17 protein-coding genes are annotated in these 22,998 nt (G+C 68.6%); 9 read left to right on the top strand and 8 right to left on the bottom strand.

All coding sequences use genetic code 11. The features are described from left to right. The first annotated feature begins 7 nt into the window (after nt 1-7). The 3 genes from ACFY2A_RS20380 (at nt 8) to ACFY2A_RS20370 (ending at nt 7,305) form a co-directional block, all read left to right on the top strand. Nucleotides 8-1,663, top strand: coding sequence for a DUF262 domain-containing protein (locus ACFY2A_RS20380; protein ID WP_387173609.1), 1,656 nt, complete (start codon nt 8-10; stop codon nt 1,661-1,663). 34 nt (nt 1,664-1,697) lie between these two features. Continuing rightward, a complete protein-coding gene (gene pglX, locus ACFY2A_RS20375; RefSeq protein ID WP_387173607.1) occupies nt 1,698-5,252 on the top strand; it encodes a BREX-2 system adenine-specific DNA-methyltransferase PglX in 3,555 nt (1,184 codons plus the stop codon). 523 nt (nt 5,253-5,775) lie between these two features. Next, the gene (locus ACFY2A_RS20370; protein ID WP_387173713.1) at nt 5,776-7,305 is read left to right on the top strand and encodes an IS1634 family transposase; all 1,530 of its coding nucleotides are present in this window, start codon (nt 5,776-5,778) and stop codon (nt 7,303-7,305) included. A 359-nt stretch (nt 7,306-7,664) separates the two neighbouring features. On the opposite strand, the gene ACFY2A_RS20365 is transcribed toward ACFY2A_RS20370, so the two are convergent. The 8 genes from ACFY2A_RS20365 to ACFY2A_RS20330 all read right to left on the bottom strand — a co-directional run bounded on the left by ACFY2A_RS20365 (nt 7,665) and on the right by ACFY2A_RS20330 (nt 12,044). Further along, entirely contained in the window at nt 7,665-7,898 is a 234-nt protein-coding gene (locus ACFY2A_RS20365; RefSeq protein ID WP_387173605.1) for a hypothetical protein, read from the bottom strand. Nucleotides 7,899-8,093: 195 nt separating this feature from the next. Further along, a complete protein-coding gene (locus ACFY2A_RS20360; RefSeq protein WP_387173603.1) occupies nt 8,094-9,047 on the bottom strand; it encodes a phospholipase D family protein in 954 nt (317 codons plus the stop codon). A 151-nt stretch (nt 9,048-9,198) separates the two neighbouring features. Continuing rightward, entirely contained in the window at nt 9,199-9,621 is a 423-nt protein-coding gene (locus ACFY2A_RS20355) for a hypothetical protein (protein WP_387173601.1), read from the bottom strand. Continuing rightward, entirely contained in the window at nt 9,618-10,280 is a 663-nt protein-coding gene (locus ACFY2A_RS20350; RefSeq protein ID WP_387173599.1) for a hypothetical protein, read from the bottom strand. The genes ACFY2A_RS20355 and ACFY2A_RS20350 overlap by 4 nt, the downstream gene beginning before the upstream one ends. Continuing rightward, entirely contained in the window at nt 10,277-10,537 is a 261-nt protein-coding gene (locus ACFY2A_RS20345; protein ID WP_387173596.1) for a hypothetical protein, read from the bottom strand. Before ACFY2A_RS20345 ends, ACFY2A_RS20350 begins: the two co-directional genes overlap by 4 nt. Before the next feature lie 5 nt (nt 10,538-10,542). Next, nucleotides 10,543-10,806, bottom strand: coding sequence for a hypothetical protein (locus ACFY2A_RS20340; protein ID WP_387173594.1), 264 nt, complete (start codon nt 10,804-10,806; stop codon nt 10,543-10,545). A gap of 181 nt (nt 10,807-10,987) precedes the next feature. Then, the gene (locus ACFY2A_RS20335) at nt 10,988-11,194 is read right to left on the bottom strand and encodes a DUF397 domain-containing protein (RefSeq protein WP_387173592.1); all 207 of its coding nucleotides are present in this window, start codon (nt 11,192-11,194) and stop codon (nt 10,988-10,990) included. A 13-nt stretch (nt 11,195-11,207) separates the two neighbouring features. Beyond that, the gene (locus ACFY2A_RS20330; protein ID WP_387173590.1) at nt 11,208-12,044 is read right to left on the bottom strand and encodes a helix-turn-helix domain-containing protein; all 837 of its coding nucleotides are present in this window, start codon (nt 12,042-12,044) and stop codon (nt 11,208-11,210) included. Nucleotides 12,045-12,314: 270 nt separating this feature from the next. Between ACFY2A_RS20330 and ACFY2A_RS20325 the strand changes: the two genes are divergently transcribed. The 6 genes from ACFY2A_RS20325 (at nt 12,315) to brxD (ending at nt 22,998) form a co-directional block, all read left to right on the top strand. Next, nucleotides 12,315-12,731 (top strand): DivIVA domain-containing protein, encoded by a 417-nt coding sequence (locus ACFY2A_RS20325; protein WP_387173588.1) that lies wholly within the window; start codon nt 12,315-12,317, stop codon nt 12,729-12,731. Continuing rightward, nucleotides 12,728-12,988: a hypothetical protein gene (locus ACFY2A_RS20320; protein ID WP_387173587.1), complete on the top strand. Its 261-nt coding sequence runs from the start codon at nt 12,728-12,730 to the stop codon at nt 12,986-12,988. Before ACFY2A_RS20325 ends, ACFY2A_RS20320 begins: the two co-directional genes overlap by 4 nt. After that, nucleotides 12,985-14,994, top strand: coding sequence for a hypothetical protein (locus ACFY2A_RS20315; RefSeq protein WP_387173585.1), 2,010 nt, complete (start codon nt 12,985-12,987; stop codon nt 14,992-14,994). The genes ACFY2A_RS20320 and ACFY2A_RS20315 overlap by 4 nt, the downstream gene beginning before the upstream one ends. Before the next feature lie 108 nt (nt 14,995-15,102). Beyond that, on the top strand, nt 15,103-18,948 hold the full coding sequence (locus ACFY2A_RS20310; RefSeq protein ID WP_387173583.1) for a phage resistance protein: 3,846 nt from the start codon (nt 15,103-15,105) through the stop codon (nt 18,946-18,948). A gap of 43 nt (nt 18,949-18,991) precedes the next feature. After that, entirely contained in the window at nt 18,992-21,697 is a 2,706-nt protein-coding gene (pglZ, locus tag ACFY2A_RS20305) for a BREX-2 system phosphatase PglZ (protein WP_387173581.1), read from the top strand. Continuing rightward, nucleotides 21,694-22,998: a BREX system ATP-binding protein BrxD gene (brxD, locus tag ACFY2A_RS20300; RefSeq protein WP_387173579.1), complete on the top strand. Its 1,305-nt coding sequence runs from the start codon at nt 21,694-21,696 to the stop codon at nt 22,996-22,998. Before pglZ ends, brxD begins: the two co-directional genes overlap by 4 nt.

The raw sequence follows: 22,998 nt of genomic DNA, 5'->3' as shown, positions 1-22,998 counted from the left end.
TGGAGCCATGCGCGCCGACCAGGCCGAGATCCGGCCCGACCCGACCATCGCCCTCGTCGATGATCTGTTGGGCGGCATCGGCCGTGGTGAGATCCGGGTGCCAGCGTTCCAGCGTCCCTTCGTCTGGCGACCCAACCAGATGCTGGAGCTGTTCGACAGCATCGAGCGCGGCTACCCGATCGGCAGCCTACTGCTCTGGCGTACCAACGAGCGGGTGCCCTCACTGGACAGCATCGGTGGCCTGCCGATCCCGCCGCCACCCGAAGGCAGACAGGTGTCCTACCTGCTCGACGGCCACCAGCGGGTGTCGACGCTGTTCGGAGTCTTGAACCGTCCGCTACGTGACGGCCCGCCGCAGGACGAGGCGGACTGGATCTGGCAGATCTACCGCGATCTCCGCCCAGATCCGCTGGGTTCGGACCGCTACCGTCACCACCGGTCCGGCAAGTTCCTACCCCATCTGCTGCCGCTGGCCGCAGTGATGCGTACCCGGGACTTTCTCCGGCACTTCCACCGGGTGGAGTTGTCGGTCAAAGATCCTGACCAGGCGGATTCGCTGATCCGGGAGGCCGAGGCGGTCGCCCAGCGGATCAAGGGATACAAGCTGACGCTCGTACGTCTTGATGGGGCCAGCATCGAGCAGGCGGTAAATGTCTACGCCCGGCTCAACCGCACCGGTACCCGGATGGACCCGGACCAGATGGTCTCCGCGCTGACGTATCGCCGGGAGCAGCCTTCCCTGGCGAGCCGAATCGACGAGATCGTCGCTGCTGTCGCCGACACCGGTTTCGGAGAGTTGCCCCGGCTGGCGGTATTCCGCGCGTTGCTGGCGATCGCCGGAGAGACCGACATCATGTCGCCCCGGTGGAGTCTGGTCGCCAACTACATGCAGAACCGCCTGCACGACGCCCTGCCGCAGACCGACCGCGCGGTGCACCTCGCCGCGCGGTTCCTCCGCAACGGCGTGAACCTGCCGCAGGCGAAGTTCCTGCCGTACTCGCATCAGCTCGTGCTGCTGGCGATGTTCTTTCACATCTGCCCCGAGCCGAGCGGCTGGCAGTACGACCGGCTACGCCGCTGGTTCTGGGTGACCTCCTGGTCGAGCGCCTTCGCGGGGGCGACCTCCACCGTCCTACGCAAGGCGCTGGAGGAGATGGAGAGATTCGCCAGGGGTGAGGGTGACCTCCGGCCGGATCCCAACGATGTGCAACCGATGCCCGAGTCGTTCAACCTCAACAGCGCCCGCACCAAGGCGTACGTGGCCTGGGAATCGGCGGAGTTTCCCCGGCGGCTCGACATGCTGGGCCAGCCGTTCGACGTGGTGAAACTGCTGGAGACCGCAGATATCCAGATCTTCCGGCACGTTGTGCCGAAGGACAGCCGCCCCGCCAACCGGCTGATCTTCCCGACCACGCCGAACATCGGCGTGCTGGCCGCGCTCAAAGGGCTCAACCTGCCGAGGGACGAACGGATCCTGGAGAGCCACGGCATCCCGGTCAAGGCGTGGCGACGGCTCCGCGACAGCGGCAACGGCAACGGCTACCAGATCTTCGTCGACGATCGCACCGAGTTCCTGGAGCAGCGGCTGCGGGCCTTCGCTGATCGCCTCGACGTCCCGGTCTTCGGCAGCCTCGAGGGTGTGGCCGACGACGACTCGGAATAGCAGCCGCGCGAGCGGCAGACCTTAGGATCTAGCAGTGATCGAGCTGAAGGCACTGCAAGCGCAGGTCAGGGACTTGGTGGAGGATCTGCGCGGGCAGGTTGCGCAGACGCCGGGCCTGCGCGCCGAGCTACGCCAGGAGTGGGCTGCGGCGCAGGCCGCCGAGCGGGTCGGGGCCAGCTTCGAGACCTGGCTGGAGGACATCCTCGACCAAGCGGCGGTGGCCTGGGTGCTCGGCTGCGTCTTCGTCCGCTTCTGCGAGGACAACCAGCTCGTCAACGGGCTGTGGATCGGTGGTGCCGACCCGGCCGCACCGGCCGAGCAGGCGGTGCAGCGCCGGCAGGCGTACCTGATCGCAAACCCCCGCCACAATGACCGGCACTGGCTACGCGAAGGCTTCGGCTACCTGGCCGAGCTGCGCGCCACCGGCAAGATCTTCGACCAACACAACCCGGTCTGGCGCTTCGACATCTCCGGCCCGGCCGCCGAAGACCTCAGCGACTTCTTCCGCCGGGGTGCCGGTGCCGAGTCGCTGCGCCGCGACGACCTGAACACCCGCTTCCTGGGCGACCTCTACCAGGATCTCTCCGCGCACGCCAAAAAGACGTACGCGCTGTTGCAGACCCCCGAATTCGTCGAGGAGTTCATCCTCGACCGCACCTTCGAGCCAGCGGTCAAAGAATTCGGCCTGGCCGAAACCAGCGTCATCGACCCGACCTGCGGCTCCGGCCACTTCCTGCTCGGCGCCTTTCACCGGCTGCTACGCAAGTGGCAGGACCGCGAGCCCGGCACCGACGTCCGCATCCTCGCCGAACGGGCACTCGGCCAGGTAACCGGCGTCGACATCAACCCCTTCGCGGTGGCGATCGCGCGCTTCCGGCTGCTGATTGCCGCCATGAAAGCCTGCGAGCTGACCACCCTGGAACGCACCCCCGCCTTCCCCGTCCGGGTAGCCACCGGCGACTCCCTGCTTCCCTGGGGCGCATTCAGCTCGCGCGCCCAAGGCGACCTGATGAAAATGCTTGAGGCCCAACAGGGCGGGGCGGCGGAAGGCGAAAGTGAGAAGGAAATCTTCGCGTACGAGAGCGAAGACGCCGACCTGCTCAAGGACTATCTGGCCGAGAACCAGTACACCGTGGTGGTTGGCAACCCGCCCTACATAACCGTCTCCGACAGCGCCCGCAGCCAGCTTTACCGCAGCATCTACCCGACGGTCTGCCACCGGCAGTACGCACTTACCGTGCCCTTTGCCAAGCGCTTCTTCGACCTGGCCAAATGGTCGGACGAGCACGGCGAGGGCGCTGGCTACGTCGGCCAGATTACTGGCAACGCCTTCATGAAGCGCGAATTCGGCAAGAAGCTGATCGAGGATTACTTCGCCCACGAGGTGGAACTGACCGAGGTAATCGACACCTCCGGCGCTTACATCCCAGGCCACGGCACCCCAACCGTGATCCTGGTCGGCCGCGCCAACAAGCGCCGCCGCGCTGCGATGCTCCGGACGGTCTTGGGGGTGCGCGGCGAGTCGGCAACGCCGGACGACCCGGCGCAGGGTAGAGTTTGGCAGGCAGTTGTAAATCAGATCCGAAATCCCGGCTCTGATTCTGAGTGGATTAGTGTTTCAGAGCTGCCGCGCGAGCGATTCGCTGCTCATCCATGGAGTCTAAGCGGTGGCGGATCGGCGGATCTTGTCGCTCTGATGAAGGTCCGATCTGGCCACGTCGTCAGCGACCACTCCACGCGCATTGGGTTTTACGGCATGACCCATGCCGATGAAGCCATGCTTGCCCCAGCTGGTGCATGGAAGCGATCAGGGTGTGAAGAGCGTGCCCTCCGCCCAATCGCCGCAGGGGAAGACGTGCGGGACTGGAGTGAATCTGCGGACAACTGGGCTTTCCATCCCTACATTGGTGAAGAGCGAGCCCTCCTTGCTCTGAGGGATATCCCTGTTCATGCAAGTCGCTTTTGGTTGCTGAGAACTGAGTTGGGCAGCAGAGGGACCTTTGGTGGTGGCACATACTTTAGTAGCGGCCGCCCGTGGTGGGAGTGGCATCAGATCCCCAGGGATAAGGGTGCTCATTCCTGGGCAATTGTGTTTGCCTTTGTGGCCACGCATAACCATTTTGTGTTGGATCGGGGTGGGAAGGTCTTCAAGCAGTCGGCACCGGTGATCAAGTTGCCGGAGGGTGCGACGGAGGACGACCACCTGCGACTGCTCGGGGTGCTGAACAGTTCCACCGCCTGCTTCTGGCTCAAACAGGTCAGCCAGCCGAAGGGCGGAACGGCGAACTCAAGCGGCGGCGGAAACCGGCTGAGCCCGGAGCCTTGGTATGAGCGGTATGAGTTCACCGGGACCAAGCTCGAAGAGTTTCCGTTGCCTTCGGCGTACCCACTTGCTCGGGCGCGGGAGCTGGACTCGCTGGCGCAGCGGTTGGCCAGCTTGACCCCGGCGGCGGTTGCCACTTCGGGGGTGCCGAGTCGGCAGCGGCTTGCGGAGGCTGAGGCGGAGTACCGCTCGGTGCGGGCGCGGATGATCGCGCTCCAGGAGGAGCTGGACTGGGAGGTCTACCGGCTCTACGGGCTGATCGACGAGGATCTGACCTGCGCCGACCCGCCGGAGCTGAAGCTGGGGGAGCGGGCCTTCGAGATCGTGTTGCACACCAATGGGGCGCAGACCGAATGGTTCAACCGGCACGGGTCAAAACCGATCGACCGGCCCAGGGCGGAGTGGCCGGCGGAGTACCGGTCGCTTGTGGAGCGGCGGATCGCGGTGATCGGGTCCAACCGGCACATCGGGTTGATCGAGCGGCCGGAGTGCAAGCGGCGCTGGTCGACCGACGGGTGGGAGAAGATGCAGTCGGCCGCGTTGCGGGACTGGCTGCTGGATCGGCTGGAGGCTTCGGAGTTGTGGGGTGGGCAGCCGACGCCGCTGTCGGTGGCGCAGCTCGCCGACCGGGTCGGCGGGGATCAGGACTTCCGGGCGGTGCTGGACCTGTGGGTGGGGCACGACAACTACGAGCTGACGAAGACGCTCGGCCTGCTGATCGCCGACGAGCATGTGCCGTACCTGCCGGCGCAGCGCTACAAGCCGGCCGGGCTGCGTAAGCGGGCGCAGTGGGAGCGGACGTGGGCGTTGCAGCGCCGGGAGGACGCTGGGGAGAAGGTCACCATCGAGGTGCCACCGAAGTACAGCTCGGCGGACTTTGTGCGGCCGTCGTACTGGCGGGCGCGCGGCAAGCTGGACGTGCCGAAGGAGCGCTACATTTCGTACCCGGGAGCGGGCCGGGACAGCGACGGCAGCGAGCTGCTCGGCTGGGCCGGCTGGGACCACCTGGCCCAGGCGCAGGCGCTGGCCACCGTCTACCTGGACCGCAAGACGCAGGAGGCGTGGCCGGCGCACCGGCTGCTGCCGCTGCTCGCCGGCCTGGCCGAGATCGAGCCGTGGCTGCACCAGTGGCACACCGACGACCAGCCCGCCTACCTCGGATCGCCGGCCGACTTCTTCACCAACTTCATCAACGCCGAACTGGCCACCCTCAGCTCCGACCGCTCGGCCCTGACCCTGCTACGCGGCGTGCCGGAACTGACTTAAGGTCTACAAGTCGGGCAAGACCCGCGGGTCAGCAAGGATGGCGTAGATGTAACTCGGACCGCGTACGGCTTGGCTCAACGCACCTGGTCCGGACGCTGGCCATAGTGTTAAGGCTGCTTGGACCTGGCTGCGGTGGATCCAGTAGTTTGTGCGAGTTGTCCTCAGGCGGTCGTTATCCACAACATAGCGGAACGGTAAACCGGTGACTGTCAGGAAGTCGCGTCCGGCGTGGAGGGTGATGGCGTCCCAAACCGAGTTCATGTCTCGCATGTCCGTAAGCCTGCGCTCGGCGCTGACTGTCGGCAAGGTTTAGAAACATCAGCCGATCAGCCAGTTCTGGTTAGTCGAAGGCCGACCAGTCGTCGATCCATTCCCGACTTGGGCCACGGTTGGCTGATTCCATGGTCGACGGGGTCGTGGCCTGGGGTGTTGTGTTGGGCGGCACGCACTAAACGGGTCGGGTTCTATCGTGTTGGCTGTGGCGTACGTGCGGACGGTGAAGACGGCGTCCGGGGCGCGTGCGGTGCAGATCGTGTACTCCCAGCGGCGGGGCTCGCGGGATATCGAGCACATCGGGTCCGCGCACACGGATGCGGACCTGGAGTTGCTCAAGGCGGTGGCGCGGCAACGGCTGGCCGCGGGGCAGGGCGAGTTGGACCTGCGTTTGCCGGGCAGCCCGGCCAACCAGGGCGAGGCGTTGCCGATCACTTCCTCGCGGATGGGGCATCTGCTGGACGCGCTCGGTCGCGGCTACGACGTGTTGGGGTTCGTAGCCGCGACTGGCCGGGACGAGGTGTTCAAGGCGCTGGTGTTGGCCAGGATCATTGAGCCGACCAGCAAGCTGGACTCGATACGGGTACTCGCCGAGGCCGGTATGGACCCGCCGTCCTACCGGACGGTGAAGCGGCGGCTGCGCATCTACGCCGGCGCTGATCAGAGCCCCGACGACGCCGCCCGGGACGTCGATGACTCGGAGCCTGGGCACGTCGATCCCGGTGGCGGGCGGTGGCGGGCTCGGTTGGCACGGGCCTGCGCCGAGCATGTCAGTTTGGGCCCGACGACGTTGCTGCTTTACGACGTCACGACGTTGTACTTCGAGACGGACGAAGGAGACGGGTTCCGCGAGCCGGGGTTCTCGAAGGAACGCCGTCTGGAGCCGCAGATCACCGTTGGTCTGCTGACCGACGGGTCGGGGTTCCCGCTGATGGTGCACGCGTTCGAGGGCAACCGGGCCGAGACCACCACCATGCTGCCGGTCCTGCGGGCCTTCCTCGACGCGCACCACCTGTCGGATGTCACCGTCATCGCCGACGCCGGCATGGTGTCCGAGGCGAACAAACGGGCGATCGAAGCCGCTGGGCTGTCGTTCATCCTCGGCGCCCGCGTCCCTGACGTGCCCTACGTCGTCACCGAATGGCGCGATGCCCACCCCGACACCGAGATCCCCGACGGGCATGTGTTCATCCAGCCCTGGCCCGCCGGTCCCACAGACAAGCGCCGCGACCACACGATCTTCTACCAGTACCGGGCCGACCGCGCCCGGCGCACCCTCCGGGGGATCGACACCCAGGTCGCCAAGGCCGAGAACGCCGTCGCCGGCAAAACAGCGGTCAAGCGCAACCGGTACGTACGCCTGACCGGCGCGACCAAAAGCGTGAACCGGACCCTGGAGGCCAAGAACCGGGCCCTGGCCGGCATCAAGGGCTACATCACCAACCTCCCGAACCCGGACCCGCAGCAGGTGATCGGCACATACAGCCGGCTGCTCCAGGTCGAGAAGTCCTTCCGAATGAGCAAGACAGACCTGGCCGCCCGACCGATCTACCACCACAAACGCGAGTCCATCGAAGCCCACCTGACCATCGTGTTCGCCGCCCTGGCCGTGTCCCGCTGGATCGAGAACACCACCGGCTGGAGCATCAAACGCTTCGTCACCACCGCCCGCCGCTACCGCACCATCCAGATCCAGGCCGGTGAACACACGATCACCGCCGCTGACCCCCTACCCGACGACCTCCACGCCGCTCTCGACGCGATCCATGGCACGCACTAATTGGCCCAAGTCGGGTTAAGGTCTACAAGTCGGGCAAGACCCGCGGGTCAGCAAGGATGGCGTAGATGTAACTCGGACCGCGTACGGCTTGGCTCAACGCACCTGGTCCGGACGCTGGCCATAGTGTTAAGGCTGCTTGGACCTGGCTGCGGTGGATCCAGTAGTTTGTGCGAGTTGTCCTCAGGCGGTCGTTATCCACAACATAGCGGAACGGTAAACCGGTGACTGTCAGGAAGTCGCGTCCGGCGTGGAGGGTGATGGCGTCCCAAACCGAGTTCATGTCTCGCATGTCCGTAAGCCTGCGCTCGGCGCTGACTGTCGGCAAGGTTTAGAAACATCAGCCGATCAGCCAGTTCTGGTTAGTCGAAGGCCGACCAGTCGTCGATCCATTGCTCAACGTCCTGTGGCTCGATCTTGGTGTGCTTGCTCTCGCTATTGCGGGGGCGTGTTCCGACTCGATCCATGAACTGTTGGTGCCGTTTGCGCACCTGGCGGCGCAGATCATCGCCGGGCGCGATGAAGAACTGTGGGTGAGTGGCGGATACATCGACCAAGACGTATGTGTCGGTCATCATCTGGGTGAAGCGGTCCACGTCTGCGATCATCCAGGCGCCCTGCCAGCAACCATGACAGCGGCGCGTCGTCCGTTGACCTCGATGAACGTCTGAGGGCCAGAGACACCTGCGCTATACCCTCGGAGCAAAGCCTGGCCAAAGGTAAGGTGCCGGCCGGCTTGGTGCTTCTGCTGGTGGGTCGTCACGAAGTCCTCCCGGTTAAGGCCGCGGAACCTATTGATTGTCAGCGGTCGTGCTCGCTGGAGCCGCCCACAGACCGCGTAGGGCCACAGACGTGGGTGACATCGGTGAGAAGGGTTGTTCCCAGTCGATATTCCCGCCGGAGCTTCGGACGAGTTCCTCGACCTCGGCAAAGGTGCGTGTTTCGAGGCTGTCAGGATGTCGTGGCCACACCAGGACCGCCACGGGAGTTCGTCGATCTGGCACCACCCGCGCCACGGCCGCGGGCGGCCAGACCCGTGAGTTCTTGCGAGGCTTTCGCTCGACTGCTCCGACGTCGACCAGTACGACCTCGTCTCCTTGGCGAACCAGTCCGTCGTCACCCCGGTTCATTCGCCAGGGGAACACACTGCCCTGCCCATGACGCTCAAGCCTCTCGACCAAGGCTGCGGCTTGGGATGGCAGGGCAGCCGTCTCGTTGATGGCCATGCCGAGCCAGAGCCTTGGTGACTGCCGGGGGCGATGAGGCGACGACACAATCACCGGAGGACGGTAGATCTGGCACGCGCGCTTCAACCATGCCTGGTCGACCCTCTCGCTCAGGGCATGCCATACGTCGAGTTGCTCAGCAACCTGGTTGCATAGCCCTGCGTCGTCGGTGAGGACGGCTGCTTCCCGCAGCGAGTCACGCGAGTGGGCCGAAGCGTTTGCCGAGCCGATGACGACCCTGGTCTTCCTACCTTCCAGATGCATCACCTTGGCGTGCAGGCTCTGGAGGGACCGAACCTCTACATCGTCGGCGAGCCAGCCGCTGATGACGGCTGGGTCAACCCGTCCAGCGCTGAACGATGTGTCCGATCCGTTGATGACGATCGTGTCGCCGGTCTTGAGATCGAGAAGTTCCTTAGCCGCTGACCCGATATAGGCGATGGCGACGCGTTTGCGAGAAGCCTGTTTTATATAGCTTTCCAGGCCGTCCCATGCGTTGTCGGCGACCAACCGCATCATGACCTGATCCTCGCATTCAAGCGTGGTGTGGTCGAGGTTTGAGGTAGAGAAGACTGGTCGCCTGGCTAGCCGTCGAGCGGGCGAGTTGTCGAGCGCGGCCCGCAGGGCGTGCGGCTCCGCTCCCTCAACTCCGTCGATCCCACCGGGTCGTCTACATGTACTCCGCAGCGGTTTGTTCCGCCTCGGCCACGAAGGCGTCAAGCTGTTCCTGCGTCAGGTTGGCCTCTTGAAGGAAGTGGGTGAGGACGAACAGCTCCGCGCCGAGCGCCACATCTGGAGCGATGTTGTCGGCAAGCTCGGCCTCGCCGAGGGCCGCGCGGATCAGCCCCTCCATCTCAAGCGCGGGAAGGGTGTCGCCCTCCTCGTAACTGGCCCGAGCGGCGGCCACGAACTGAGCGACGTCGGCGGGGGAAGCGTTCGGTCCGAAGCGTCGGTTGACGGCAATCGCGAACGCGGCACCGATCACCTGGAGACCACCAGCCCACTTAGCGCGGTCAAGATCCGCAATGAGGGAGTCGGTTGTGTCCCAGTCACTGCGGGCCATTGCCTGGATCAACTCACCCAGCTTCGTCACGACCGTCTCCTGATCCTCGGAATGTTCTTCTTGACGACTGATGCGATCCGATGTGCCGCGACGCCTGCCAGCAGGCCGATGACCACAAGATTCCCTGCGGCATCCGGTGCGTCTATTTTCGGCTGGGTCGTTGGGATCGACGTACTCGGGGTGGCTGTGCCAGTCGATTGTGAGCCGGCCGGTCCGTTCGGGTTTCGTACCACCTTGGCCGTCTGCTGGATCGCGCTGGTCGTGCTGGCTGCTTGGTCCTGTAGCTCGTCAGCCTTGCGTACCTGACGATTGAGGAACGTCCCAACGTTCTTGCGTGAGAGTTCACGCCTCTCGCTCTCCGCGAGCAGATCTTCACCGGAGGGAGATGCCCCGTCGGCTGCATCTCGGCGAGTCGCCGAGCCCGGCGCGATCTCGTTGATGTAGTCGGCGAGGTGACCAGCGGCGTCGCTGTTCAAGCTTCCGAGTCTGCCGGAGTTCGTCGCTGCCGCCCGGCTGCCTCTGACGGCCTCCCGAATCTCTGGTCGGCTGCTGCCCATGCCTCCTGCGCTGAGGTGCCCAGTGGCCTGCTCGATGTCTGCCTGCGCGCGGATAGCTTGGACGGCAAGAGTGTCGAGCGCCTGGGCGGCGCTGTTGAGTTGGGCGACGACCTGGGCGATCAGGCCACTCATCCGAGTTCAGACACGAAGGATGAGGCGTTCTCCTTCGCGCTCTCAATGTTGTGCAGCGTCAACTCGACCTCACGCCGTGCGGCAGTCAGCGCCGCGAGAGCCTTCTTCGAGTAGTCGTGTTCGCTGCCCTTCAGGGTGGCCAGCACGAGGGGGATCACGTCGTTAAGTGCTGTTCCGATGCCCTCGACCGTTGCTTTCGCCTGGTCGAGCGAGTGGATGCCCTCGCGAATGACCGCCTTGACGTCGCCGATGCTCACGGTCGTCAGCCCAGGACGTTGATGTACTGCCGGGCGGCCTGGGTGCTGCCCTGGAGCGTCGTCGCTGCCTCGACCAACCGCTGCTTGCTCTGCTCAGCGCGGGCGATAGCCTCGGCTATCGCTGGGTGGCCGGTGCCGGCGGCGACCGCCCGCAGCCGGGCGAGCACCTGCTCGGTGCCGTCGATGGCCGCCCGGATCTGATGAGTGGTGGCGTTGCTCTGCTCGGCTGCCTGGGCGAGCGCGGCCTTCACTTGCTCGATGCTGGCCATGCCGTCCTTCCCGAACTGCTGCCGGCGGCAGGGGACACCGGCCGATGTTCATGAATCCGTGGCGGGACGAACACTATCCGACATTGAGTAGCGACCGCAGCCCCGCAGCGGTTGGCTTGGGGGTGATCAATGGCGAGGGGTGTCGTCCGGACTCCGGACGACACCCCTCGTTGTGCCGATGTCAATTGCTGAACGTGTCCCGCTTGACGCTCGACACGAAGATCGCCCAGGTAGCGTGACTGAACGCGAGAACTGGGCCGTCGGGATCTTTGCTGTCCCGCAGACCGACCGATCCTGCGAGGTTGTCCGCGACCTCGACGCAGTTGCCGGACCCGTTGCTGCGTGTGCTCTTCCGCCAGGTCACGCGGGCTGTGCTGACCTCTTCCACCCGCGCCGTCCTCTCATAGCTCGTCGATCGCCCCCTGGATCAGGTCGCGCGACTCCCGAGCGCCAGCCGCCGAGGCGACCAGGTGCTCGAAGACCCGGCTGTACTCCCTGACCTGTTGGCCTTCGAGATAGAGGCTACCCGCGCGGGTTTCGACGTAGACGACGCCAGGATCGGCCGGCTCCGGAAACGTGAGAATGCTGAAGGCGCTGCCCATTGAGCCGTACTCGCCGGCAGCGAAGGTCAGGATCTGGATGGTGCGACCTGGTCGATCCGCCTCTTCGGCGAGCCGCTGCAACTGCTCCTTGAAGGCCGCAGCGCCACCGACCGGGCGCCGCAGCGCCGCTTCGTCCAGTACCACCCACAGTTTGGGCGGTGAATCGGTCCGCTGGCGGCGTAACCGTAGCTCGACCCGCCGGTCAACCTCGTCGCTCGACGCGTCGGGGTGTTCGGCACGGACGATCGCCCGGGCGTAATCGGCAGTTTGGAGGAGGCCGGGTATCAGCTGCGGCTCGAAGGCGCGAATCTCCGATGCTTCCGCCTCCAGGCCGACGTAGACCTCGAACCACTCCGGCAGAACGTCGTCGTACGCCTGCCACCAGCCTCGCTTGCGGGCGTCCCGAGCGACCTGGACGAGTGCGTCGACCTCGTCTCCCTCGACGCCGTACATCTCCAGCAGGCCGCGCGCGACCGGCGGCATGACGGAGACCTGGGCGTTCTCGATCCGGCTCAACGCCGACTTGGAGATGCCGATCCCCTTGGCCGCCTGGTCGGCAGTCATGCCGGTCTGCTCGCGGAGGCGGCGCAGCGCGGCGGCCAATCGTCGACGTCGGACGGTCGGGCTTCCGGTCATGTCGATCAGTGTTCCGGAGACGGACAGGCTTCGCAACGACACACTCCCGTATCGGGAGTTGCGCAAAGGGCGAAGCCCGATGCACGATGAGTGAGGTCACAGCTCGGCTGAGTCATGGCCCCTTGTTAGGTCCACTGTGTGGCATGTCTGCCCTGTTGCCGTACTGCCGATGAGGGCTGCGGTAGCAGGTGCTGGGCGGGTCCGTCGGTGCGCGGCGGGCCGATGGACCCGCCTTCCACATCGCCTACGCCAACGAGAGCGAGGTCTGTCATGCGCATCCCCTTCCGGCGTCGCCGGCACGACCCAGGGCACCGCGGGCGGCCCGAACCGAGCCATGCCGCGCGGCGCGGCAACCAGCGCGGCGAGCGGTACGACCCGGGCACCTGTTACCGGGCGGCGACCTACCGGCCGTTGCGGCCGTGGCAGGTGCGGGATCGGCGGTTCCGGTTGGGGCGGCGCGGCTACGACCCGGTGGAGGTGGTCGCGTTCCTCGACCGGGTGGCCGGTGACCTGGAAGCCGCGTACCGGCAGGTGGCGGCGGCCGACCGGGAGGCGGCGCGGGTCCGGGAGGCGCTGCGTCGGTGGCAGTCCGAGCAGGCCCAGGCGCGGCAGGCTCGCCTCAACGAGCCAGGCGTGAACCAGGCCGGTGCCCATCAGCGGTCGGCGAACCAGGGACGGCATCGGTGAGCGGGCGGTGGGTCGTACATCTGCCGGTGGCCGCGTCGGACCTGCTCGCGGCGCAACGGCTGGCCCGGGTGGTGGCCCGGTGGGCGTCGGTGCTGCCGCCGGCCGACCCGGGAGAAACCACCGTGTCGGCCGAGGACGAGCAGGGCGTACGCCATCGGGTCTTCTGTGACCTGCGGCTGCCGACCGGCGGGCGGTGCCTGCTGCGGGCCGACCACGACGGCGATTGTGCCCGGCGGCTGGGCGGTGGTCGCCGATGAGCGTTGTCGACTGTGCCGAGTGCTCGGGGCTGGGCTTCGTGGTGCGGCGGTGCTCCTGCACGGACGGCGGTGACCGGCTCGTAGTGGACGGGAGCGCACGCCGCGACGAGGCGTACGCCGGGTGCCGGCTCTGCGCTGGAGACGGCAGTGTGGTCGACGGGTGTCACCGGTGCGGGCGGGATGGGCGGCGGCGGGCGCAGCTGGTGGTGACCGTGGTCAACCTGGACACCGGGGCTGCGGCGTCGCGGCGGTTGGTGCCCGGCGGGGCGGTGCCACCGGTCGACGGTGAACGGGTGTGGCGGGTCCGGCCGGTGCTCGCCGAGCTGAGCGAGGCGGTCGGGGTGCGGGGACTGCGCCCACGGTGGGGCCGGCGGGATCCGGACGACACGCTGGGCTGGCTTCCCGTGTCGTGGCGGCCCGACCTGCCGGGGCCGCAGCGGTGGGCGATGGAGGCGGCGGCGCTGGTCAGGCGGGACTACGACCCGTGGTGGGTATACGTCGGGCGCGGAACCGAGCTGCCGCCCCCGCCCGAACCGGAGCGCGAGCTGGCCCGGTTGTGTGAGCTGGCCGACCTGTTGCACCTCGATCTGGTGGTGGAGGTCCGCCGCCTGCACGGCTGGCAGATCCGCTACGAGCTACCCGGCTCGCCAGTGCCGGGCGACGAAAGGGTGGTTGGCTCCGCCGACCTGGCGACGGCGGTCGCCGGCACCACGGTGGCCAGCGCCATGCTGCTGCTCCACGAGCGGGGGCGCCTTGCTCCCGCGTACACGGTGCGGCCGGTACCGGCTGCCGGCGTACCCCCGGCGGTGGACCTTGGTGGGCTCTCCCGGAGGGTCCTCGCGGACCTGGCCGGGGACGCGCCCGGGGCCCAGGCCATCTGGCGCGACGGCCGCTGGTGGCACACCCCGCTCTGCCCGGCCGGCAGCGTCGAGAAGCTGCACGAGCGGGACACCGGCCAGATCGCCCGGTATGTGCGGGAGACGGTGCGCCGCGTCACCGAACCACCCGACCCAGCGTGGTGGGGCGAGCCGATCGGGCAGCGACCCTGCCCGGACTGCCGACCCGGCACCCGGCTGTGCCGCTGTGACTGCCGGCGCGGCGCTCGGGAGGCCGACCCGCACTGCCCGGACTGCTCAGGTGCCGGTTTCACTCCGTCGGTTATGTGGTGCACGACCTGCAAGGGCAGCCACCGGCTGCCGGCGGCGGTCGCGGTGACGGTGACCGACCTGCACCGGGTACGCCACGAAACGTGGCGACCCGGACCGGACGAGCCCGCCCCGGTCGTCGGGCATCAGCCCAACGGCACGCCGGTACACCAGCTGGGCGCGCACTGGCGGCTGGCCCGGCAGGCCGGCACCTTCGGGGTACGCCCGACGGACCTGTGCCTCCTCGACGAGCAGCGGCCGGTCGACCAGGATCTGCTCGACGGCACGGTGACAGTCTTCGACTCCGGTGTCGAGCCGGCCCGCCAGCACGTCGAGCGGATCGGCGGCGGGCTGCCCGGGTCGCGGCTGTTCGTGCTGGCCGCCGCACCGGACGCGCCACCGCTTACCGACCTGCTGCGGCTCGCCCACGCGCTCGACCTGATCGCCGTGCTCACCTACTGCGACCACCGGCTCGACGCGGGCGACCCGACGAAGATCCAGGGTGAGCAGTGGGATGTGCGGCTGCTGGCGCGCGACGCCGAGGTGGGGGAGGAGCTTCCGTTCTGGGCCAGGGTCGAGCTGGCCGTGGCCCGGTGCGTCGAGTACCTCGACAGTCAGCTGCTCGCCGTCGTGCCGCGCGACCCGGAGCGTCAGGTACCCGCGCCGCAGGCGGCCCCGTCGCCGCCGGTGCCGGACCCGACCGACCTGCTGCGGCGGGTCGGTCGGCACTACACCGGGCAGCCGGTGGTGGCGTCGTTCGACCGGACGGGTTGCCGGCTCTGGTTGGCCGAGGGCGGCCTCGTCCAGCCACTTGCCCGGGCCGCCACGCTCGACGAGGCCGTGTCGGCCCTGCGGCTGTGACCCGGCCAACCCGCGCCCGGCGGCTGGGACTCTGCGCTTCCTAACCTTAGGATCGTCGGGTCGCCGGTGACGCTGGCGTCACGGGGAGCGGCGGAACGAGGAGCGGTGATGACCCTGCTGCGGGACGTGATCGAGATCCCGACGTCGGTCGGCGACGGTGACTTCGTCGTCCGGGCGGCCGAGGGCGCCGACCTGCGGCGGTACGTCGTCACCGAGCAGCTCCGGGAGAACTTCGCCGAGGCGTTGCGGCGGATCGGGCACGCCGTCACCACCGGCCGTTCCCAGGCGATGTTCCTGCACGGTTCGTTCGGCTCCGGTAAGTCGCACTTCATGGCGGTGCTGCGGGAGATCCTCCAGCACAACCCGGATGCGCGGCAGATCCGGGGGCTTGCCGAGCCGGTGCTCGCCGCCGACCCGTGGCTGCGGGACCGCAGGCTGCTCACCCTCACCTTCCACATGCTCGACGCCCGTTCCGTCGAGCAGGCCGTGCTGGAGGGATACCTCAACCAGATCACCGCACTGCACCCCGAGGCGCCGGTGCCCGCCGTACACCGGTCGGACGCGCTGCTCGACGACGCGGCCCGGCTGCGCGGGCGGATGGGCGACGAGGCGTTCTTCGCCGCGCTGCACGACGGTGGTGGCACGCCGGTGGCCAGCGGCGCGGGGCTGGCCGCGCACGTCACCCGGGCAGCCGGCTGGACGGCGGAGCGTTACGCCGACGCGGCCGCCGCAGCACCCGGCACCGAGCAGCGGGATCTGTTGGTCAGCGCCTTGACCAGCACCTTCTTCACCGGCGCGGTGCGCAGCGGGGAGTACCTCGACCTGGACACCGGCCTCGCGGTGATCACCCGGCATGCCAAGGCCCTCGGCTACGACGCGCTGGTGCTCTTCCTCGACGAGTTGATCCTCTGGCTCTCCACCAAGCTCAGCGACCACGTCTTCGTCAACACCGAGGGTGCCAAGCTCAACAAGCTCGTCGAGTCGGCCGACGCCACCCGGCCGCTGCCGCTGATCTCCTTCGTCGCCCGGCAACGCAACCTGGAGGAGTTCCTCGGTCCACAGGTCGGTGGCACCGAGCGGGAAGCGCTCGCCCACGTCATGCGCAGCGTGCAGGGCCGCTTCGGGGAGATCGCCCTCGCCGACACCAACCTGCCCGAGATCACCGAGAAGCGGCTGCTGAAGCCGTTGACCGACGAGGGCCGCGCGGTGATCGACAACGCCTTCGCCGCGGTCAGGGGCAACCGGGAGGTGTGGGACACGCTGCTGCTCGGCGCCCAGTACGGCGACGCGGGCATCGGCTCCGACGCCGCAGCCTTCCGCAAGCTCTATCCGTTCTCTCCCGCCCTGGTCGCCACCCTGGTGGCGTTGTCACAGGCGTTGCAGCGGGAACGGACTGCGCTCAAGGTGATGACCGAGTTGCTCGTGGCCCGCCGGGACACCCTGAAGGTCAACGACCTGATCGGCGTGGCAGCCCTCTTCGACCCCCTGGTGCTGCACGGCGAACTGCCCGATCGGCCCAAGCTCAAGCAGCTGTTCCAGTCCGCCAGGAGCCTCTACACCCAGAAGCTGCGACCGATCCTGCTCAACCTCAACGACATCACCGAGGAGCAGGCGGCCGGGCACCAGCAGTTCCAACTCGACGACAAGCTGATCAAGACAGTGCTGCTCGGCGCGCTGGTGCCGGAGGTGCCGGCGCTGCACAACCTCACCGCGGCCAAGCTGCACGCACTCAACTTCGGCTCGATCACCTCGCCGATCCCCGGCTACGAGCGGCAGATCGTGCTCAACCGGCTCAACCGGGTCGCCGACAGCGCGGGGGAGCTGCACCTGAGCAAGACGCCCGACCCGGTCGTCTCGCTCAAGCTGCACGCCGTGGACTACGACAAGCTGCTCGACCTGGTGCCGGACGAGGAAACCACCACCACCGGGGTACGACAGCAGCTCATCCGCGAGATGGTCACCGCCGAGATGGGTATCACCGGGGCCGACGGCCAGCTCGGTGAGCTGCTGCATCCGCGCGACTGGCGCGGCCGGCGACACACCGTCCAGGTGAAGTTCGGCAACGTACGCGACCCCGACACCATGCCGGTCTCCGCGCTGATCGCCACCGGGGAAGCCTGGCGGGTGGTGATCGACTATCCGTTCGACCTCCAGGGCTACGAGCGCACCGCCGACCGGGCCCGGATCGAGAGCCTGGAACGCGGCTCCCGGACGGTCTTCTGGCTGCCCTTCTTCCTGACCGACGAGATGATGGCGAAGGTCGGCCAGCTCGCCAAAATCAACTATCTGCTCGGCAACGGCACCGGTGACCGTCTCAACTCCCTCGCCGCCGACTGGTCCCTCGTCGACCGGCAGCAGGGCCGCGTCTACCTCCAGCAGCGCCAGTCGCAACTGCGCAGCACCCTGCTCGGCGCGCTGATGCAGGCGTACGGGTCGGCCACCTCGCGTGGTTCGGACGTGCGCGACGACAGCGTCGGGGTGTTCCACACCCTCGCCGAGGGTCTGCACCTGGGCGATCCTCGCGGCGGCACCCTCGCCGAGGCGTTTCACCACCTCACCGGGGAACTCCTCGCCTGGTCCTACCCGGGCCGCCCGGCCATGCCCGACGACGAGAAGCCGGTCACCCGGGCCGAACTGGCCAAGATCCTGGAGTACGCCACCCGCGCCGCCGCCGACCCGGCCCGGGGCGTCAGCGTGGCCAACCCCGCCGACCAGCGCATCCTGCGCCGCGTCTGCAACCACCTCGGCCTCGGCGAACTGGTTGACGGCAGGTACGTGTTGACCACCTCCACCTGCCGGTGGAGCCGGCACCTGCTCCAGGCCGCCGCCAACGAGGGCTACACCGAACACTTTCCGGTGGAACTGCTGCGACGGCTCATCGACGTGCCGGCCCCGTTCGGCTTCGACCGGGAACTCCAGAATCTGATCATCCTCGTCTTCGGGCTGGAGCAGCAGCTCGCCTGGTATCAGCACAGCGGCAAGGTCGACGTCGGCAGTGTGCTCGCCGTGCGGGACGACCTGGAACTGCGGCACCCACCGATGCCCGACGAACAGGCGTGGTCGGCCGCGGTGCACCGGGGCGCCAAGCTCTTCGGGAAGGTGCTGCCGGGCTGGCGTACCCCGGCCAACCTGGGCACGCTCGCCAGCACCCTGCGCGATGCGGCGATGCAGCGCCGTGAGGCCGCCGCCGCTCTGGTGGACGCGCTTACCGCACACGCCGAGGTGTTGGGGCTGGACCCCGCCGCCCCGGCCGGAAGGCTCGCGACGGCCCGGCGGGCGGCCCGCTTCGTCGCCGACATCGGCGGCGAGCGCGACGACGTCGTGCTTGTCGAATTCGTCGCCACCGTCGATTTCGGTGACATCGACGACGAGGCGGTCGGTGAGGTGCTCAGCCGAGCCGGCGAGCTGAGCCGGGCGCTTGCGCAGGACAACCAGTGGCCGCTGCTCACAGCCGTCTCCGCCCGAGCCGCTCACGACGAGCAGGCACGGCAGGTCATCGATCAGCTGCGCGGCGTCGTCCGGCACGAACAGCACGGACAGGATCTCCTGGACGCCCTCCAGTCCGCATTCCGCAGGTCCGCCGTACTGCTCGCGTCCGGTGCGCCGGCCCAGCCGGGCGCAGCCACCACGACCGCGCCACAGCAGCGACCGAGCGACGGCGGGTCGGCGACGGTTGGTGGGGTCGTGGCTGCCGCCGGTGGCTCGGTGGCTGGCGGTGGCAGCACCGTGCCCGGTCATCGGCGACCTGGGGAGGACGGCCCGGACGTGAGCGGCATTGCGTCGGGGCCTGGGGTGTCGCCGGACGGCGACGGCCACCAGGCCGGCGGCATCGATGCCGGCGTCGAACGGCGGCACGAGGTGCTGGACGTGGCTACCTGGAAGGAGATCGCCGCCGAGATCGAGGCGCAGGTCACCGCCGGCCGGCGGGTAACCGTCACCTGGGAGGCGCGGTGACACCGGGAACGCCCGGCCGGGCCTCGGCGCATGGGGTGCCGTCGTGAGTGCCCCGGTCAACGTCGCGACACCCGACGCCGTTCGGCGCAAGGTCGAGGCGTGGCTGGGCGAGGACGACCCGGCGTACGCCATCGCGCTGGCCGCCCGCCCGGAGTGGCCCGTCGACCCGGTGCTCACCGTGGGCGATACCCGGATCCGGGTGGTGCCCTGCCCGACGCCCCTGGCCGCCCGGGCCGCTCTGCACGACCGCGTCGACGGGGAACGGCTCGTGCTGCTCACCGAGCTGAGCGAGAGCGACCTCGGTGACGGCCTGCTCGCCCACCTCAGCAAGCAGACCGTACGCAAGATCGATCCGTGGGATCTGGTCCGGCAACTGTTCGGCGGGATGGCGAGCCTCGATCCGACCCTGGTCCGGACCGGACGGTGGGTCGCCGACGCGCTGAGCGACCATGCCCCGCCCGAGGGGTGGCCGACGCCGCCCGGCGCGATCCTCACCCGCGACCACGCCCTGCGTAGTCTCACCGCCGAGCTGCTCGACCTGCCGGCCGGTGAACTGGACGACAGCGGTCTGGTGCAGTGGACCACCGACGCCACCCGGCAACAGCGGTTCATCGGCGTGGCCGAGGCCGTGGCGGAAGGCATCACCGCGTATCTGACCGGCATCGCGGGCCGGGCCGCCGTCGGCATCATGGCCGCGGTGCGGGCCGGGCACGGGGTCGACGTCATCCCGTTGGGGCTGCTGGCCGGGCTGCTCTACTCCGCTGCGGGTAGCGGCGAGGTCGTGGCGGCGGTCGGCCGGACCAGGCTGGAGCCGAGGTTCGGCGGGTTGTCGTTGACCGCCGATCAGGCCGATGCGTTGCACCAGGCCGCCGAGGCGTGGGTCTACCGGAGCATGGACACCGGGGTCGAGGGCCGCGCCGAGGCGATGCGGATGCTGCGACGGGCCGAGGCGATTGCCGTGGAGATCGGCATCACCGAGCTGCTCGGTGCGTCGACCGTTCTGCCCAGCGGCTTCGTCCAGCGGCTGCGGGCCTTCGCCGACGCTGTGCGCCTCGCCGTGCCGGCCGGCGGTGCCGCGCAGCCGGCCGCCGTGAACCGGGCGCAGGTGGCGCTCACCGCCGTGGAGGAACACCGAGCGGCCGAGCCGCGCCGGGAGGAAACGGCCCGGATGGCGTTGCGCCTGCTGCGCTGGCTCAGCACCCCCGAGACCACCGCACCGGTCACTCTGCTCGACGCGCTGCACCGCCAGGTGCGGCAGGACGGGTGGGTTGATCGGGCTCGGCTCGACATCTTCGCCGGTGACTCCGACCCGCAGGTCGGTGCCGCGTACCGACTGCTGCACCAGGCGGTGGATGCCCGCCGTGCCCGGCACGACCAGCAGTTCGCCGAGCTGCTCGCCGCCACCACCGGCGCGGAGAGCGAACCCGGTGCCCTGCTGCGCGTCGAGGACGTCCTCGACCGGGTGGTCCAGCCCTTCCTCGACCAGCGGCGGCGAGTCCTGCTGCTGATCCTCGACGGGATGAGTGTCGCGGCGGCGACCGAGGTGGCCGAATCGGTCACCCGCAGAGGTGCCTGGGTGGAGTTGACCCCTGACGGGGGACCCCGCACGGGCATCCTGGCAGCGCTGCCCACCGTGACCGAGGTCAGCCGGTGCAGCCTGCTGAGCGGGCGGATCACGACCGGTAGCCAACGGGCCGAGCTGACGGCCTTCACGCAGCGGTTCCCCACCGGGCGGCTGTTGCACAAGGCGTCACTGCGCGCCGGGGCCGGGATGGCCCTTGATCCGGACGTGCGGGCGGCCGTCGAGGACTCCGCCGTCCCGGTCGTGGCCGCCGTGGTCAACACCATCGACGACGCGCTCGACCGCAGTGATCCGGGCACCACCGTCTGGGGAACCGACACCATCACCGCCGTCGACGACCTACTGGCGTCGGTGACCGACCGGGTCGTGGTGCTCGTCTCCGACCACGGCCACGTGGTCGACCGGGGGCCGGACGGGAGTGTCGTGCCCAGCCCCAGCAGCGAGAACCGGTGGCGGCCGGCCGCCGCGCCGGCCGGAGACGGCGAGGTCAGGTTGGCCGGCAGCCGGGTTGCGCTCGCCGGTGGCGAGATCGTCGTGCCCTGGCGCGAGGAGCTGCGGTACGGGCCGCGCAAGGCTGGCTACCACGGTGGTGCCGCCGCAGCCGAAGCGGTGATCCCGCTGCTCGTGCTGGCCCCCGGTGACGATGTCTCCGTGCCCGGCTGGTCCGGTGCTCCGGTGGCCAGTCCGGACTGGTGGCGCGAGCCGCTGCCCGAGACGTCCGACGCACCGGCCGAGCCGGGCGCGCCGGCCCGCCGCCGTGCCCGCCGTCCGGTGGAACACCAGCCGGAGGGACTCTTCGACCTGGTGACCGCCGCTCCGGCTGCTGCGCCTGTCGCAGCAGCGGTGCCGGTGCCGCCGTCCGATCTGGTGACCGCGCTGCTGGCCAGCGACCGGTACGCCCAACGGCGTGACCCCCGGCTGCCGCTCGCCGACGAACGGGTCGCCGCGCTGCTGCGTACCTTGCTGGCCAACGGTGACCGGGCCACTCTCGACACCCTCGCCGCTCGGGCCCGAGTCCCGGCGCACCGCATCACCGGCACCCTCACGGCGCTGCGCCGGCTACTCCAGGTCGAGGGCTATCCCGTGATCACGGTCGACGCGGACGGGAAAACGGTGCACCTCGATCGCACGTTGCTGATCGAGCAGTTCGAGTTGGGGCCGCAGTGACGGCCGACATCTCCGCCCGTCGCCGCAGGGACATCATTGACGCCCTGCGCCGTGGCGTCGTGCCGAGCAACGGCCTGGACGCGCTCGCCGTCGGTTTGGACAGGTTCACCGCCGCGCTTGACGACGACCTCGACCGGGTGGCCGGCGGCGGCAGCGTCTTCAAAGCGGTGCGCGGCGAGTACGGCGCCGGCAAGACCTTCTTCACCCGGTGGCTGGCCGAGCGCGCCAAGAGACGCGGCTTTGCCGCCGCCGAGGTGCAGATCTCGGAGTTGGAAACGCCGCTGCACCGGATGGAGACGGTCTACCGCCGCCTGGTCGAACACCTCAGCACCGAACAGTTCGCGCCCAGCGCTTTCCGGCCCGTACTCGATGGTTGGATCTTTGCATTGGAGGAAGACGTCCTGGCCGGCGGCACCGTCGCCGAGGACGACACGGACGCGCTCGACCAGGCGGTCAACGACCTGCTTGAGCGCCGGTTGGGAGACATCTCCCGCAACACGCCAGGATTCGCGGCGGCATTGCGCGGCTACCGAGCCGCAAGTGTGGGCGCGGACCACGCTACTGCGGACGGTCTCGCGGCATGGCTCGGCGGCCAGCCACACGTCGCCGCGGCGGCGCGTCGGGCGGCGGGCGTCAAGGGCGACCTCGACCACTACGCCGCGTTGAGCTTCCTACGGGGATTGCTCACCGTGCTGCGAGACAGCGGTCACCAGGGACTGCTGCTGGTGCTCGATGAGGTCGAGACGCTGCAACGGGTGCGATCCGATGCCCGCGACAAGGCCCTCAACTCGCTGCGCCAACTTATCGACGAGGTGTACGCGGACCGCTTTCCGGGCCTGATGGTGGTGATCACCGGCACGCCCGCCTTCTACGACGGCCCGCAGGGTGTGCAGCGGCTCGCGCCGCTGGCCCAGCGACTCGCCACCGACTTCGGCCCGGATCCGCGCTGGGACAACCCGCGCGCCACCCAATTGCGGCTGCCCGGCTTCACCGCCGACGCGCTCGTCGACCTCGGCCAGCGGGTGCGGGCGATCTACGGCAGTCCGGCGGTCGACTCCCGAGTCGACGACGAGTATCTGGCTCTCCTAGCCGCCGCCGTCACCGGGGCGCTGGGCGGGCAGGTAGGCGTGGCACCCCGGATCTACCTGAAGAAGTTGGTCGCGGACGTGTTCGACCGGGTCGACCAGTTCACCGACTGGAACCCGCGCCAGCACTACCAGTTGACCCTGCGAAACGACGAGCTGACCGATGTGGAACGTAACGCCGCCGCGTTCGCCGACGACATCGAACTGCCGATCTGA

Source organism: Micromonospora sp. NPDC000442 (assembly GCF_042898635.1).
GTDB lineage: Bacteria > Actinomycetota > Actinomycetes > Mycobacteriales > Micromonosporaceae > Micromonospora.
The sequence above is the reverse complement of the archived record's forward strand: the minus strand, read 5'-3'. Positions and strand labels throughout refer to the sequence as shown.

Excerpts from the sequence above, each read along its gene's own strand:
- ACFY2A_RS20330 (WP_387173590.1), bottom strand. The coding sequence starts at position 12,044 with ATGACCGGAAGCCCGACCGTCCGACGTCGACGATTGGCCGCCGCGCTG.
- ACFY2A_RS20325 (WP_387173588.1), top strand. The coding sequence starts at position 12,315 with ATGCGCATCCCCTTCCGGCGTCGCCGGCACGACCCAGGGCACCGCGGG.
- ACFY2A_RS20350 (WP_387173599.1), bottom strand. The coding sequence starts at position 10,280 with ATGAGTGGCCTGATCGCCCAGGTCGTCGCCCAACTCAACAGCGCCGCC.
- ACFY2A_RS20340 (WP_387173594.1), bottom strand. The coding sequence starts at position 10,806 with ATGGCCAGCATCGAGCAAGTGAAGGCCGCGCTCGCCCAGGCAGCCGAG.
- ACFY2A_RS20360 (WP_387173603.1), bottom strand. The coding sequence starts at position 9,047 with ATGATGCGGTTGGTCGCCGACAACGCATGGGACGGCCTGGAAAGCTAT.
- ACFY2A_RS20380 (WP_387173609.1), top strand. The coding sequence starts at position 8 with ATGCGCGCCGACCAGGCCGAGATCCGGCCCGACCCGACCATCGCCCTC.
- ACFY2A_RS20315 (WP_387173585.1), top strand. The coding sequence starts at position 12,985 with ATGAGCGTTGTCGACTGTGCCGAGTGCTCGGGGCTGGGCTTCGTGGTG.
- ACFY2A_RS20310 (WP_387173583.1), top strand. The coding sequence starts at position 15,103 with ATGACCCTGCTGCGGGACGTGATCGAGATCCCGACGTCGGTCGGCGAC.